The 13,821-nt window shown below is 63.9% G+C and carries 13 protein-coding genes; 6 read left to right on the top strand and 7 right to left on the bottom strand.

Annotated elements, in window-relative coordinates; translation table 11 throughout:
* Positions 1–59: 59 nt before the first annotated feature.
* From R6G97_RS09040 to dinG, 3 genes are all read right to left on the bottom strand, one after another.
* Entirely contained in the window at positions 60–1,205 is a 1,146-nt protein-coding gene (locus tag R6G97_RS09040) for an EstA family serine hydrolase (RefSeq protein ID WP_043213107.1), read from the bottom strand.
* Positions 1,206–1,359: 154 nt separating this feature from the next.
* Positions 1,360–3,585, bottom strand: coding sequence for a beta-galactosidase (locus R6G97_RS09035; RefSeq protein ID WP_317848007.1), 2,226 nt, complete (start codon positions 3,583–3,585; stop codon positions 1,360–1,362).
* A 75-nt stretch (positions 3,586–3,660) separates the two neighbouring features.
* Positions 3,661–5,805 carry an ATP-dependent DNA helicase DinG gene (gene dinG, locus R6G97_RS09030; RefSeq protein ID WP_182816232.1) on the bottom strand — a complete coding sequence of 715 codons (2,145 nt, stop codon included), beginning with the start codon at positions 5,803–5,805 and terminating at the stop codon, positions 3,661–3,663.
* Positions 5,806–5,903: 98 nt separating this feature from the next.
* On the opposite strand from dinG, the gene R6G97_RS09025 reads away from it, so the two are divergent.
* Entirely contained in the window at positions 5,904–6,368 is a 465-nt protein-coding gene (locus tag R6G97_RS09025; RefSeq protein WP_043213103.1) for a CopD family protein, read from the top strand.
* Positions 6,369–6,680: 312 nt separating this feature from the next.
* Here the strand turns inward: R6G97_RS09025 and R6G97_RS09020 are convergent, their stop codons facing one another.
* The 4 genes from R6G97_RS09020 to R6G97_RS09005 all read right to left on the bottom strand — a co-directional run bounded on the left by R6G97_RS09020 (position 6,681) and on the right by R6G97_RS09005 (position 9,295).
* Complete coding sequence (locus tag R6G97_RS09020) at positions 6,681–7,439, bottom strand: hypothetical protein (RefSeq protein WP_102081840.1); 759 nt, start codon at positions 7,437–7,439, stop codon at positions 6,681–6,683.
* The gene (locus tag R6G97_RS09015; protein ID WP_090345063.1) at positions 7,432–7,707 is read right to left on the bottom strand and encodes a DUF1145 domain-containing protein; all 276 of its coding nucleotides are present in this window, start codon (positions 7,705–7,707) and stop codon (positions 7,432–7,434) included. Before R6G97_RS09015 ends, R6G97_RS09020 begins: the two co-directional genes overlap by 8 nt.
* A gap of 95 nt (positions 7,708–7,802) precedes the next feature.
* Entirely contained in the window at positions 7,803–8,519 is a 717-nt protein-coding gene (locus R6G97_RS09010) for an OmpA family protein (protein ID WP_043213096.1), read from the bottom strand.
* A gap of 86 nt (positions 8,520–8,605) precedes the next feature.
* A complete protein-coding gene (locus tag R6G97_RS09005) occupies positions 8,606–9,295 on the bottom strand; it encodes an OmpA family protein (protein ID WP_090345059.1) in 690 nt (229 codons plus the stop codon).
* A gap of 158 nt (positions 9,296–9,453) precedes the next feature.
* Between R6G97_RS09005 and R6G97_RS09000 the strand changes: the two genes are divergently transcribed.
* The 5 genes from R6G97_RS09000 to R6G97_RS08980 all read left to right on the top strand — a co-directional run bounded on the left by R6G97_RS09000 (position 9,454) and on the right by R6G97_RS08980 (position 13,764).
* Positions 9,454–9,948, top strand: coding sequence for a DUF6231 family protein (locus R6G97_RS09000; protein WP_043213092.1), 495 nt, complete (start codon positions 9,454–9,456; stop codon positions 9,946–9,948).
* A gap of 4 nt (positions 9,949–9,952) precedes the next feature.
* On the top strand, positions 9,953–10,429 hold the full coding sequence (locus tag R6G97_RS08995) for a YchJ family protein (RefSeq protein ID WP_043213090.1): 477 nt from the start codon (positions 9,953–9,955) through the stop codon (positions 10,427–10,429).
* 2 nt (positions 10,430–10,431) lie between these two features.
* The gene (locus R6G97_RS08990) at positions 10,432–10,908 is read left to right on the top strand and encodes an LEA type 2 family protein (protein ID WP_043213087.1); all 477 of its coding nucleotides are present in this window, start codon (positions 10,432–10,434) and stop codon (positions 10,906–10,908) included.
* A gap of 7 nt (positions 10,909–10,915) precedes the next feature.
* Entirely contained in the window at positions 10,916–11,119 is a 204-nt protein-coding gene (locus R6G97_RS08985; protein WP_011532538.1) for an SEC-C metal-binding domain-containing protein, read from the top strand.
* 203 nt (positions 11,120–11,322) lie between these two features.
* Complete coding sequence (locus R6G97_RS08980; protein ID WP_317848006.1) at positions 11,323–13,764, top strand: penicillin acylase family protein; 2,442 nt, start codon at positions 11,323–11,325, stop codon at positions 13,762–13,764.
* Positions 13,765–13,821 lie beyond the last annotated feature (57 nt).

Here is a 13,821-nt window from a genome sequence, read left to right as displayed (position 1 = left end):
ACATCAGGCGTTGGCATTGAGGATAGTCAAAGGGCCTGGGCATTACCCGCACTACCCGATCAAAGGCAAGTGCCAAGAACGCGTACCAGCTTCTGGGCACGAGGGTCCATCAGCACATAGGGGCCCAGCGTATTGGTCACGAAACCAAAGGCTACGTCGTACTCCGGATCGGCAAATCCGACCGAACCGCCGGCCCCTGGGTGACCGAAGGCCCGGGCGCCCAATCCGAACGTCGCGTTGGCCACATCAGGCTGGTCGAGCATGCAACCCAGGCCGAAGCGTGTCTGGGTCAACAAGGTTCGGTCCTGGCCAAGGCTGTGCTCACGGGTCAGCTCATCGAGCAGTTCCGACTCCAGCAAGCTGCCGTCGAGCAGGCCGGCGTAAAACCCCGCGAGGCTACGGGCATTGCCATGGCCATTGGCCGCTGGCTGCTGCATGCGTCGCCACTCAGGTTTGTTGGTGCTGGTGAGAATGGCCGGGGGATTGGTGAAGGCACGAGTGGACAAGGCCTCGGGCTCACGCAGGGTCACCTGTAGCAGGCGCTGGGCCGCCGCGTCGCCGGGGTTACCCTTGCCGCGGGCGATGTGCGCCACGCGATGGAACTCTTCGTCGGCCAGACCGACATGGAAATCCAGCCCCAGGGGACGAGCAGTACGGGCGACGATCGACTCGCCTGGGCCACGCCCATCGACACGCCGGATGAGCTCACCGATCAGCCAGCCATAGGTGATAGCGGCATAACCGTGCTCGGTGCCCGGCGTCCACCAGGGGGCTTCGGCTGCCAAGGCGTCGACCATGGCTTGCCAGTCGTAAAGCGCCTCGGCCGGCAGCAGTTCGCGAATGGCCGGTAGGCCAGCCCGGTGGCTGAGCAATTGGCGTAAGGTCACGGACGCTTTGCCGGCCTGGCCGAACTCGGGCCAGTAGCGCACCACAGGAGCATCCAGGCTGAGCTTGCCCTCCCCGACCAGTTGCAGCGCGGTGACGGCAGTGAAGGTCTTGGTGCACGAGAACAAGTTGGCGATGGTGTCGCTGTGCCAGGCCTCGCGGCCGTCCTTGTCGGCACTGCCGGCCCACAGATCCACCACGGTTTCGCCGCCAACCTGGATGCACAGTCCCGCACCACGCTCCTGGGGATCGTCGAACAACGCGGCGAAGGCTTCTCGCACCGCCTCGAACTTCAGCTCATAGTGACCCTGGATCTGCACCCGACAGCTCTCCGTACGACTCATCTCAACGAAAGTCGTGCATTGTTCCAGTAGTTGGCCAATTTGCAAACTGAATGTGGCCGGATGGTCATACGTGGCACGGGGCCGCTACGCTCTGTTGGTACTCCCATATAGCCGCCTAGCGGCCCTGCCCTCATTGCACAGGCTGCTCCAGGCCTTTGCGTAGGTGCTCGAGCGCCTGCTGGTTGCTCTTGCGCACCGCCTCCACAAACTCCGGATACGGCACGTCGGTGATGGCGACCAGACCAAGGTGGCCGTTTTCCCCATCGAGCAGGCGCCCGCTGGCTGGCTGATCAAGGTACTGGAACCAGTGCGCACCGACGATCATCGGCTGGCCCAGAGCCGCCTTGAGGAAGTTGCCATAGGCCGGCCCACGGTCCTCCTCCCTTGCGACCTCCACCGGCCCCGGCCAGAACGGTCCACGATCGCGCGAGCCGAACTGGAACTCCGAGACCAGTACGGGCTTGTCCAGTTCAGCCAAGCGAGCGAAGTCATAGCCGTCCTCAGGCTTGAGGGTATAGAAATTGAAGCTGAGCACGTCGCAGAACTCGGCGCAGGCCTTGACCGCTTCCGGGGTGCTCACTGCATATCGACCGCCCAGCAACAGGTGGTTGGGTGCATGCCATTTGAGCGCGTCGGAGATGGTCTTGAAATACGTCTCGGCAAATACCTGCTGGAAGTACTGGTAATCGCGCTCAATCTCGGGATGCTCGGGGTTCGGCAAAGGCGCTTCGAAACCAGGGTCTTCCATCAGCTCCCAGGCCTGCAGGTCGATGCCCCAAGCCTTGGACAAACCTTGCTGGTTGCGGTACTTGTCGCGCAACTGTTTGAGGAAGGCGCGCTTGGCCGGCACATCGGTCGTCAGGCGCAAGGTGCCGTAAGCCAGGCCATAGCGGGCCTTGGGGTCTTCGCCAGGGGCCGCCCAGGCCAGTTCGTTGTCAGCGAAGTAGCCGATCAGCCATGGGTCATCACGGTGATCCCGAGCCGCGATGGCGACCGCACGCTCGGTCGCCATGGCAAAGCGCGGGTCGAACGGATCGGGCATGCGGCCCCACCAATCCATGCCGGTGCTGATGCTGGTGTAGTCGCCGACGATTGACAACGGCAGGGTATAGGGCATCCGCCGAGCCTGCCCCAGCGCCGGATCGCTCCAGTTGCCCAGGGTGTTGAAGCCCCAGGCCTGCAGCCGGTCCAAGGTATGGGCCTGCCAGCGTGCAGCATCCAGGGAGGCTGGTGGGCACGGCACCGCTGGGCTTGCCGGACAAGGCTCGCCATAGGTGCGGTATAGATTGGCTGCATAGAAGTCGAACCAGCGACCTTGCTTGAAATTGCGCCCCAGGGATGAGGCATTGCCATCGTCGTTGTTACCCTGCCCATAGAAGGCTGCCAGCGGTTCACCCTCGCCAGGCAAAGCCTTGAACATGCTTTCGCGGCCCGCCACATATGTGCGCCCGCCATCGGCGGCCACTGCATTGACGCCCAGGGAATAGAACGCGTGCCCATCCGGCGTCACCAGGTACCAGCGTCCGTCGCGCTTCTCGGTTCGAAAGAACCCTTTGGCTTCGAATGCAGGCCCGGCCAGCAGCCCCCCGTAGGCATCGAGCTGCTGTTTGCCGCGGGCATCAAGCCAGCCCTTGAGCTGCTGCTGCTCACGTCCTCGGGCGGCTTTCAACTGCTCATCACTGGTGATTTTTTCAGGCCATCGCCCGCGCGTAGACTGGCCGTAGGCATCGAGCAGCCCTTCGTAGGCGGCCGTGAAGACCTGGTCATCGTCCTGGATACCGACCCTCTCGATCAGCAGACTCTGGGCCACCTTCGGATTGGGGATGCTCAGGCTGACGCCAACCACCTGCGCAAGATCCACCTCCCCTGCACTGCTGGCGAGCAATACGCGCTGCCCCTCATACATCCAGGGCATTGGCGGCCCGGCGCGCATGCCCTGGCTCGATGGTGAACGGGCCCGCAAAGGCACCAGCACCGTCTGAGCAGGGCCCGCAGGTAGGTCGATACGGCTGCTCAGGGTGCGACCGTCGCTACTCTGCACCGTTACGTCCACAGTCAATGCCCAGTCCATGGCGCTTTGCAATCGTAGGGTCAGGGCCTGGCCGGCTGACCAATCCCAGGCGCCATTCTGCGGGCTCAGGCGCAAGGTCGGCTGCTGCACTGGGTTGAACACCACGCGCCGCAGCACCTCGCCTTCAGTGGTCTGCTCGGCGTTGTATTGCGGCATATGGGCATCGGTTGTAGTCACATTGACCACCGCTGCCGGACGCACGAAACTGAACAACGTCTGCTGCCCGGCCAGCAAGGGCGAGCTGAACAACAGGGCGAGAACGGCAGGCAGGGTGCGGCGGATCATAGGGTTGAAGCTCTCCTTCAGGACCATGGGTCCGTGACAGGTAATGAACAGCAGGTCGCAGCCGAGCCGCGACCGTCAGGAAATTTCCCGCCGGAACGGCGGCAGCGCATTGAGGATAGCCTTGCCATAGCGCTGGGTGACCAGGCGACGATCGAGCAACGTGATCACCCCGCGGTCCTGCTCGGTACGCAGCAGGCGACCGCAGGCCTGGATCAAGCGCAACGAGGCGTCGGGGACGGCGATCTCCATGAACGGGTTGCCGCCACGGGCTTCGATCCACTCGGCCAGGGCCGCTTCGACCGGATCGTCCGGTACGGCGAAGGGGATCTTGGCGATGACCACGTGTTCGCAGTAAGCGCCGGGCAGGTCGACACCCTCGGCAAAGCTCGCCAGGCCGAAAAGCACACTGTGCTGGCCGTCATCTACGCGCGCCTTGTGCTTGTTCAGGGTTTCCTGCTTGGACAGGTTGCCCTGGATGAGCACCAGCTTGCGCCAGTCTCGATCCAGGCCATCGAACACGTCTTGCATTTGCTTGCGCGACGAGAACAGCACCAACGCGCCACGGGCCTCCTCGAGCATGCCCGGCAGTTCGCGGATGATGGCTGCAGTGTGTCCCGGCACGTCGCGCGGGTCGGCTCCCAGGTCAGGGACCCGCAACAGGCCTGCATCGCCGTGCACGAACGGACTGGGTACGACACAGGTGATCGCATCGCGTGGCAGGCCCGAGCGCATGCGGAATCGATCGAATTTACCCAAGGCAGTGAGGGTCGCGGAGGTCACCAAGGCGCCATGAGCGACGTTCCACAGGCTGCGACGCAGCATTTCAGCAGCCAGAATGGGGCTGGCATTGACCTCGATGTCGAACAGCGCACCACTTTCGGCAAGTGTGAGCCAACGCGCCATGGGCGGGCTGTCTTCGGGGTCCTCGGCGGTAAAGGCGGTCCATAGCTCCCAGTTGCCCTGGGCACGGGTCACCAGGCTGCCGAACAGCGGGTACCATTCCTCGGCCTGATGACTGGCGATACCGATGTTGACCTCACCGTCCATGCCTTCCTTGAGCAGGTCGGCCAGCCGGGTGAACACATCATTGAGACGGGCGAAGCCTTTCTTCAGCTCGATCCCAACCTCGCGAATCTGCTCCGGCACCACACCGCCCTCGAAGCGGTAGCGTGGACGCTCCCGGCCTTCCATGTCTTCACCGGGACGGAAATCCGCGACCTGCTCGCACAGGGTGAACATGAACTGTTGCTGGGTACGCACTTCCCGCGCCAGTTCCGGCACTTGTTCGATCAGCTTGCCCAGGTCACCCGGCAAAGGATGCTGAGCCAAGAGCTTGGTGAGGTTCTTGGCGGTCTGCTCCAGCCAATCCGCGGTCGAGCGCAGCCGCGAGTAATGGGCGAAGTGGCCAATGGCCTTGTCCGGCAGGTGATGGCCTTCGTCAAAGACGTAAATGGTATCGCGCGGATCGGGCAATACGGCACCGCCGCCCAGGGCCAGATCGGCCAGGACCATGTCATGGTTGGTGACGATCACATCGACCTTGCCCATACCCTCACGGGCCTTGTAGAACACGCACTGCTGGAAGTTCGGGCAGTGGCGCCCCGTGCATTGGCTGTGGTCGGTGGTCAGACGGGCCCAGTCCTGGTCCTCGAGTGCCTCGGGCCAGCTGTCGCGGTCGCCGTCCCAGCGGTTGCCGGCGAGCCGCTCGATCATGCTGTTGAACAGCTTCTGGCTCTTTTCATCGACCTCGATGCGGAAGCCCTCTTCCTCGAACAGCTGCGCGGTGGCCGATTGGGCATGCCCCTCCTGCAACAGGATGTCGAGCTTGGACAGGCACAGATAGCGGCCACGGCCCTTGGCCAGGGCGAAACTGAAGTTGAGCCCGCTGCTGCGCATCAGGTCGGGCAGATCCTTGAAGACGATCTGCTCTTGCAGGGCGACGGTTGCTGTGGCGATCACCAACCGCTTGCCGGCAGCCTTGGCGGCGGGAATGGCGGCCAGGCTGTAGGCGACCGTCTTGCCGGTACCGGTACCGGCCTCGACCGCGACCACGGCGGGCTCGCCTGCACGGCGTCCTTCATCGTCACAGGCGATGTCGCCGAGCACCTTGGCCACTTCGGCGATCATCAGGCGCTGGCCGTAGCGGGGCTTTAGGCTCTTGGCTTCGAGAAAACGCGAGTAGGCGCCCTGGATGGTGGCTTTGAGTTCGTTGCTGATCATGGTCTGCAGGCGCCCGGAGGGCTGGATAAATTTTCAGTGTTTCGCATGGGCCGGCTATCATACCCCGCTATTGCCCTTTATGCCGCATGGAGATCCGGATGCTTGCCTTTGCCCTGCCCTACACATTGCATGTCCTCGCGGCCCTGGTTTGGGTCGGCGGTATGTTTTTCGCCTGGCTGGTACTGCGGCCAGCGGCGGTTTCAGCCCTCGAAGGGCCTGCACGACTGAAGTTGTGGGTGGAAGTTTTCCGACGGTTCTTCCGATGGGTCTGGCTGGCAGTGGTCATTCTTGCGATAAGCGGTATCGGGATGTTGCACCTGCGCTTCAATGGCTTCGAGACCGCACCGCGTTACATCCAGGTGATGATTGGGGGTGGGATTGCCATGTTTGCGTTGTTCATGCGGGTTCAGGCGCTGTTGCTGCCACAGCTGCGGGCGGCAGTGACGGCTGAGGACTGGGCGACGGGGGCTGGCGTGCTTGGGCAGATTCGTCGAATGGTCGGGGTTAATTTGCTGTTGGGGATTTTGGTTGTGGTGGTGGCCAGTTCGCGGGTTTTGGTTTGAGGTTGTGCTTGGGCTTCTCCGGCTAGCGGTGCAAGCCTCCATCTCGCGACTTCGGCTCACGCCGAAGGGCACTGCGCGCCAGCTCTACATAAACCTCCACGCGGCCTTGAGGTCGCCATTGGTAGCGCCTGGACTATCGCGCATCAAAGGCGAAACAGCACAGAACCTGGCGCTGGCGAAGCCTGCGATGGGCCGCGCAGCGGCACCAGCTTGAATGGTTGACGGTCGCTCCACCGTCCCAAACGGGCCCCATCAGCATGCCGAGTGGAGGTGCTTGGGACGAACTGAACCAGCTTCGCCCCAAGAATCAACTCATAAGCGCTCCAGGACCAACTCCCCAGCCGCTCCTGCCAACCCGGGCTGCCCCTCCACGCCTGGCCGCCCATCCGCACCGGCGTCGGTTCGATAAACAAGGCATCCCTTGCTGGCGCCGCCCAAGCCGGCCTTGCCCGCCGCACCCGGCTTGCCCGGCGCACCGCCATCGAGCCGAACCTGGATACGCTCCGGCGGGAACCCCTCCGGCACAGCCAGGCGAATGCGCCCACCGGAAGCGCCATCATGCCCGTTTCCACCGTCGTCTCCATTGGCGCCGCGGCTAGCCTGGCCCCAGGTACAACCGCCGGCTTTGCCGTTGGCACCATCGAGCCCGACATAGCCTGGCGCACCGGCGCCGCCTCGGGCATCGATCGACAGCCGCTGCGCCTGCAACCCGTTCAGCCTGAGTTCCAGATCCCGCCCAGGCCGAGCGGCGCGTTCATAAGTGCCGGCAGCGCCGGTGGCACTGATTTCGCTGCCGTCACCCAGCTCGGCAACACCGGTCTCGATACGCAAAGGGGCCTCGGCGGGGGTAATGGCTATGCGCGCATCGCGCCCCAGCACCAGACGATCCACCTTCAGTTCCGTCAGCGTCGCGGGCAGCAACAGTGTCGCCGAATCGGCGATCTGCAATTGCTCAAGGTGCACGCTGCTCGCTTTGTTCGGTAGGCGCAGCACCGAATGGGCCGCAACGTCCAGGCTTTCGGCCTGGACCATGGGACTGGTCAACGCCAGCATCAACATCACCTTACGCATGGCGTGGCGTCTCCAAGGGCTTGGGAATGGACATGACATGAAAAATGCCCGTCAGCAGGATCTGCAGCCGATCGAACCAACGGTGGCTACGCCCGCGCAAGCTGGCATTGAAGAACAGCACTTCCAGGCAGTGCAGGCTCAGCAGGAAAATCCCCACGGCATTGAGTAACAGATTGAACGGCAGCGGTTGCGGCATGAACAGGTTCACCAGCACCACCCACCAGAACACCACCGTCAGGGCCTTGCCCAGGCCCAGGATGAATTTCATACCCGCCCCCTGAATTTGTTGTTATGGCTGCAAGGCCCGAGCGAGCAGGCCGTGCAGCCAACAGTAAACCTATGCCAGGGTAGGCGCTAGAGGTGTCAATTCAGGTGCAGTTCTACCCGTCGATTACGAGCCCGACCTTCTTCTGTGTCGTTGTCGGCCACAGGCTCACTTTCGCCGCGGCCTTGGCTGGTCACCTTGTCCGCGGCCAGACCCTGAGCGATCAGGAACTCCGCGACACTGCCGGCACGCTGCTCAGACAGGCCCTGGTTGTAGGCATCGGTGCCGACGCTGTCGGTAAAGCCAATGACCTTGATACGGGTCACCTGCGGATCGCTCAGCTGAGGGAGCAAGGCGCGCAGGCGTTGCTGGGCCTCGACGGTCAACTGTGCCGAGTCGAAGGCGAACAGCACCTGCCCCTGGTCATCCAGGGTAATGACCTCAGGCACCGGCGCTTCGCCTGCCGGTGGCGTTGTCGGATACTGCGGCAACGGGCAGCCCATGTGATTGACCGACGTCCCGGCCGGGGTATCAGGGCAGCGGTCGCGACGGTCGAACACGCCATCACCATCCCCGTCACCGTCCTGGGCGTAGCAGATCAAGCCACCGGCGATGGCGCCGAGCGCTCCGGCACCGGCAGCCCAACTGGAATTCTCGATGGCACCCAGGCCGCCGCCGACCAGCCCGCCTAGCAGGCTGCACAGGGGCCAGGTCCTTTGATTGAGGGGCGCGCTGCCATCGCTGTGGGTGGCACAACCGGCGAGCAGGCCTGTAACCAGCACCAGCGGCAACGCCGCCTTCGACATAACACCCATGATCAATGCTCCTGTGTCACCGGTCTCTACCGGTCACCCGAGTAAAGACGCGCCCATGCCACTGCTCAAGGCATGGGCGCATGCCGTCAGCGCTGGATCTTGATCTCGGTGCGGCGGTTCATGGCACGGCCATCAGCCGTCGCGTTGTCGGCAACCGGCTGGGACTCCCCGGCCCCTACCACCGAAACGAAGCTGCTACGTGGCACACCGCTTTCGACCAGATAGTCGGTGACCGAATGCGCACGGCGCTCGGACAGTTTCTGGTTGTAGGTATCAGAACCCACACTGTCGGTATGTCCGGTGACGGTCAGGCGGGCGCTGGGCGCTTCCTGCTTCAGTCGGGTGGCAATGGTGTTCAGTCGCTCCTTGTCGGTGGCAGTCAGGCGGGCGGAATCGAATTCGAAGTGCACGTCGCGGATGACGATGACCTCTTCCTTCTGTACCACCACCTCCTCGACCGGCGCCGGTGCCGGTGGGCAGCCGTTGGCATCGACCTGTACACCGCGTGGCGTGCCAGGGCACTTGTCCCGGCTGTCCGGTACGCCATCGCCATCTTCGTCGCCATCGCCGTGGGCCCAGCAGTAGCCCGCCGCCAGGCCACCGCCAAGCAGCGCGCCCCAACCCGCCCAAGTGGAACTCTCGATGGCGCCGAGGGCTGCGCCACTTACACCCCCGACGGCAGCACACTTCGGCCAGTCGGTTTTTTGCAAACCTGCACAACCAGTCAACACGCTGGTGAGCAGGACCAGGGGTATCGCTGTGCGTACTATGCTCATTTTGTCGCATCTCCTAGGGGGAATCGGCATAAGACCGATCCTTCGGAGTAAAGACCGCCCGCTTCCTCTCTGCCAGCAATAAGCCACACAGGGCACCACGCCTCTTTGCCGAGCGCGCCCGGCCCGATAGGCTAGGACGACCTGAACGAGGATTGGCAATGACCGACAGTTTCTCTCAGCGCACCCCACAGCAGGCCCTGGCAGCCTTGCTCGAGCGCTTCACACCCCAGCGTCTGCTGCTGGTGGGCACGCGCTTCCCGGCCTTGGAAGCCTTCGCCCAGGCGCATCCGCAAGTGCATATCGAAGTGGTCCCGCCAGGCCCGCTGCCCGCACCGGCCGCCGCCCAGCGCTTCGACCTTGCGGTACTGGTGGATTGTCTGGAGCACCTGCCCAAGCGCACCGGCCTTCAGTTGCTCGGCGGCATCCGCAACCTCAATGCCAGCCGGGTTGCAGTGCTCGCCGACCTGCAAGCCTGCGGCTGGCAGGACACGGACTTCTTCGCCCTGGCGCTGTCGGCCAGCGAGAAGTTCCGGCGAGACGAGCAGGTATTGAGCCTGTTCACCTATGATCTACATGACTACAAGCAGGTCCCGGACTGGCTCAACGCCAAGTTCTGGGCAAACCCTGAAAACTTCGGCAAGTACTGGTGGTGATTCAATGAGTGTCTCGGTCTGTCCATGCGGCAGTGGCAACCTGCTCGATGCCTGTTGCGGGCGATACCATGCCGGCACCCCGGCGCCCGACGCCCAGGCCCTGATGCGCTCGCGCTACAGCGCCTATGTGCTGGGCTTGGTCGACTATCTGGTGGACACCACCCTGCCGGCCCAGCAGGCCGGCCTGGACCGCGCCGCGATCGCTGCCTGGAGCGCCCAGAGCACCTGGCTTGGCCTAGAGGTCGAGAACGCCGAGGTATTGGGCGGACAGCCTGAGCACGCCTTCGTCAGCTTCACCGCACGCTGGCATGACCAGCACGGCGATCACCAGCACCGCGAGCGCTCTGCCTTCGTTCAGAACAGTGGTCGTTGGTACTTCATCGACCCGACAGTTTCACTCAAGGCCGGACGCAACGACCCTTGCCCCTGCGCCAGCGGACAGAAGTTCAAGAAATGCTGCGCCAGTTACATTGGTAGCTGACCATGAGCACCCTGGCCCGCCTGCTTGCCCTGTCATTGCTGATGACGCTCCTGGCGGGCTGTGCGAGCTGGGGTGACGACGAATGGCGCGAACCGCAGGTGCACCTGGTCCGGGTCGAGACGGTCAAGGCCCGGTTGCTGCAACAGGAGTTCATTCTCCACGTGCGGGTCGAAAACCCCAACGACAGCCGCTTGTTCATCCGCAGCCTGGACTACTCGGTACGCCTGAACGACCTGTTGCTGGTGCAGGATGAAGCCAGCCTGTGGCGAAGCGTCGGCGGCCACGCCCAGCGCACGTTCAAGATCACGGCCCGAACCAACCTGTGGCAAAAGCTCAAGCCCTTGGCCAAGATGCTCAAGCGCGAGCAGCCTCTGCACTACCGCCTGCAAGCCGAACTGCACACGGGACTGATCATCCATCGGGACCTGCACTTGTCGCGCAGTGGTGAGATAATCCCCGGCGATCTTCAACCGGAGTAACCCTGCAATGACCCAGCAACCCCATGTTCATGGCCCGGACTGCAACCACGGTCACGACCATCACCATGATCACGACCACGGCCACGTGCACGGCCCGCACTGCAACCATGGCCATCAGGAGCCGGTGCGCAACGCTCTGAAAGACGTTGGCCGCAACGACCCGTGCCCGTGCGGTAGCCAGAAGAAATTCAAGAAGTGCCACGGGGCCTGACCCCGCGGCAGCGGCACGTTTCAAGCGACAAGAAAAAGCAGACTCGCCCTCGACCTGCTTTGACTTGAAGCTTGAAACTTCAGGTCCGGCCAACCACTGGGCAGCCCCCTGAAAATAAAGCCTACAGGCACCTTGCATGGCGACCGCGCGCTCACTAACGTAGCGCCTTTCCGAATCCCGCCACGCCCTGCAGGAGCCTTGTCATGGCAGCCCCCGTCCTTCCCCCCTTCCGCCTTCGGTTCGGCCCCGCTGCCGTCGTGCTCGGCATGTTCGGCCTTGCCGGCTGTCAGGTGGGCGGCTACCAGGACAGCGTGCCTCCGACCACTGGTGTGCAACCGCTCAAAGGCCTGGCACAGAATGTCTCGGTACGCCGCAACGCAATGGGCGCACCGCTGATCGAAAGCAGCAGTTTCCATGATGCCCTGTTCAGCCTGGGCTACGTGCAGGCCGGCGATCGCATCGAGCAGATGGTCGCCATGCGCCTGCTGGCCCAAGGGCGCCTGGCTGAACTGGCCGGCCCTGACGCCTTGGACATCGATCGTCTGATGCGCGCTGCCAACCTCAAGCAAAGCGCTGGACAGCTTTACGCCGACGCCTCGCCACGCCTGAAGCGGTTCTTCGAGGTCTATGCCCGCGGCGTCAACGCCTATCTGTTCCGTTACCGCGACAAGTTGCCTGCGGACCTGGCCCGCAGCGGCTATCGCCCGGAATATTGGAAGCCTGAGGACTCGGCGCTGATCTTCAGCCTGTATGCCTTCAGCCAGTCGGTGAACCTGCAGGAAGAACTGACCGCCCTGACCCTGGCGCAGAAAGTCGGCAGCGACAAGCTCGCCTGGCTGCTGCCAGGTGCTCCCGACGAGCCACTGGCCGAAGCCGAACTGGACAAGCTCAGGGGTTTGAACCTCAAGAGCCAACTGCCAGGCCTGGAGCGCTTGGGCGCTGCAGGGCAGAAGCTCGCCGACCTGGGCCTGCTGGGCAGCCCCGGCTCGGCCAACCTGGCACTGTCGCCGCAACGCAGCCGCAGCGGCAAGAGCCTGTTGGCCAGCGATAGCCGCGCCACGTGGGCCCTCGCCCCGGTACAGATCCACACCGGCAAGTATCAAGTCGCAGGCCTGGCACTGCCGGGCCTGCCCATCATCCTCGCCGGCTACAACGGCAAGCTGGCCTGGAGCAGCAGCGCGGTGATGGCCGACAACCAGGACCTGTATCTGGAGCAATTGCGTCACCAGGGCAGCCAGGTGAGCTACTTGGCCGATGGCAAGTGGCAACCTGCCCGCGCACGCAGCGAAACCTTCTTCGTCCGCGGTCAACGTCCCCTGCGTGAAGTCATGTACGACACCCGCCACGGCACTCTGCTCAGCCAACCGGCCAATGCCAGCCTCGGCCTGGCCCTGAACCTGCCACAACTCAAAGGCGATCGCAGCCTTGACGCGCTGTTCGACCTGACCCGCGCATCGTCGGTGGAGCGGGCCTTCGACAATACCCGTGAAGTCGGCGCCGCTGCCCTGAACTTCGTCTTCGCCGAACCGCAGCACATCGGCTGGCAGGTCAGCGGCCGCTACCCCAATCGCCGCGAAGGCCAGGGCCTGCTGCCCTCGCCCGGCTGGGATAGCCGTTACGACTGGGATGGCTACGCCGATCCAATGCTGCACCCTTACGACCAGGACCCGGTCGCCGGCTGGGTCGGCCATGCCAACCAACGCAGCCTGCCACGTGGCTACGGGATGCAGCTGTCCAACACTTGGTACTACCCCGAGCGCGCCGAGCGCCTGGCCCAGCTGGCCGGCAACGGCCGCCACGACAGCCGTAGCCTGATGGCCCTGCAGAACGACCAGGTCGCTCTGCTGGCAGACAAACTCAAGCAGATGTTCGACGCCCCCGGCATGGCCCAGTCGCTCACTCAAGCGATCGACGCATTACCGGCCGCCCAGCGGGACAAAGCGCGTGAAGCACTGACCCGGCTAAAGGCTTTCGATGGCCGCCTGAGCCCGGTATCGGCCGATGCCGCGCTGTATGCATTGTTCCTGCAGGAGGTCGCTCGCCAGACCTTCCTCGACGATCTGGGCCCGGAGTCCAGCCCGGCCTGGCAAGCGTTCATCGGCAATGCGCAGCTTTCCTACTCGGCCCAGGCCGACCACTTGCTGGGCCGCGAGGACAGCCCGTTCTGGGATGACCGCAACACGCCGCAAAAAGAAGACAAGCCTGCCATTCTCGCCCGTAGCCTGGCAGGGGCCGTGGATGCTGGCGTCGCCCAGCTGGGCAGCGACCGTCGCGCCTGGCAATGGGGCAAGCTGCACCAGTATCGCTGGCCAGCACCGACCTACCATGGCCTGGGTGATGCCATCAGCCGCAACCCCATGGCCGCAGGCGGCGATTTCAGCACCCTGGCGCTGACGCCTTATGCCTGGGGCGGCAGCTTCGATACCTACCTGCCGGCATCGGCGCGCATGATCGTCGATTTCGGGCAGGCCGAACCGCTGCAGGTGCTGACGAGCAATGGCCAGTCCGGCAACCCGGCGAGCCGGCATTACAGCGATGGCCTGGACGCCTGGTTCCAGGGCCGTTTCATGAACCTGCCGCTGCAACAGCAGAACTTCTCCCGCGCCTATGGCTCGCAGCGACTCACCCTGGTCCCTGGCCGCTGATCGCAAGCCCCCTTTGAACCGCGACGTCCGCCGTTGGACGCTCGCGGTTCCTTCACC

Origin of the sequence: Pseudomonas sp. HTZ2 (genome assembly GCF_033173945.1) — a bacterium.
Taxonomy (GTDB): Bacteria; Pseudomonadota; Gammaproteobacteria; order Pseudomonadales; family Pseudomonadaceae; genus Aquipseudomonas; species Aquipseudomonas guariconensis.
Note: the sequence above shows the minus strand (reverse complement) of the source record. Positions and strands in the feature narration are given on the sequence as shown.

Excerpts from the sequence above, each read along its gene's own strand:
- R6G97_RS09035 (WP_317848007.1), bottom strand. The coding sequence starts at position 3,585 with ATGATCCGCCGCACCCTGCCTGCCGTTCTCGCCCTGTTGTTCAGCTCG.
- dinG (WP_182816232.1), bottom strand. The coding sequence starts at position 5,805 with ATGATCAGCAACGAACTCAAAGCCACCATCCAGGGCGCCTACTCGCGT.
- R6G97_RS09025 (WP_043213103.1), top strand. The coding sequence starts at position 5,904 with ATGCTTGCCTTTGCCCTGCCCTACACATTGCATGTCCTCGCGGCCCTG.
- R6G97_RS09020 (WP_102081840.1), bottom strand. The coding sequence starts at position 7,439 with ATGCGTAAGGTGATGTTGATGCTGGCGTTGACCAGTCCCATGGTCCAG.
- R6G97_RS09015 (WP_090345063.1), bottom strand. The coding sequence starts at position 7,707 with ATGAAATTCATCCTGGGCCTGGGCAAGGCCCTGACGGTGGTGTTCTGG.
- R6G97_RS09010 (WP_043213096.1), bottom strand. The coding sequence starts at position 8,519 with ATGGGTGTTATGTCGAAGGCGGCGTTGCCGCTGGTGCTGGTTACAGGC.
- R6G97_RS09005 (WP_090345059.1), bottom strand. The coding sequence starts at position 9,295 with ATGAGCATAGTACGCACAGCGATACCCCTGGTCCTGCTCACCAGCGTG.
- R6G97_RS09000 (WP_043213092.1), top strand. The coding sequence starts at position 9,454 with ATGACCGACAGTTTCTCTCAGCGCACCCCACAGCAGGCCCTGGCAGCC.
- R6G97_RS08995 (WP_043213090.1), top strand. The coding sequence starts at position 9,953 with ATGAGTGTCTCGGTCTGTCCATGCGGCAGTGGCAACCTGCTCGATGCC.
- R6G97_RS08990 (WP_043213087.1), top strand. The coding sequence starts at position 10,432 with ATGAGCACCCTGGCCCGCCTGCTTGCCCTGTCATTGCTGATGACGCTC.
- R6G97_RS08985 (WP_011532538.1), top strand. The coding sequence starts at position 10,916 with ATGACCCAGCAACCCCATGTTCATGGCCCGGACTGCAACCACGGTCAC.
- R6G97_RS08980 (WP_317848006.1), top strand. The coding sequence starts at position 11,323 with ATGGCAGCCCCCGTCCTTCCCCCCTTCCGCCTTCGGTTCGGCCCCGCT.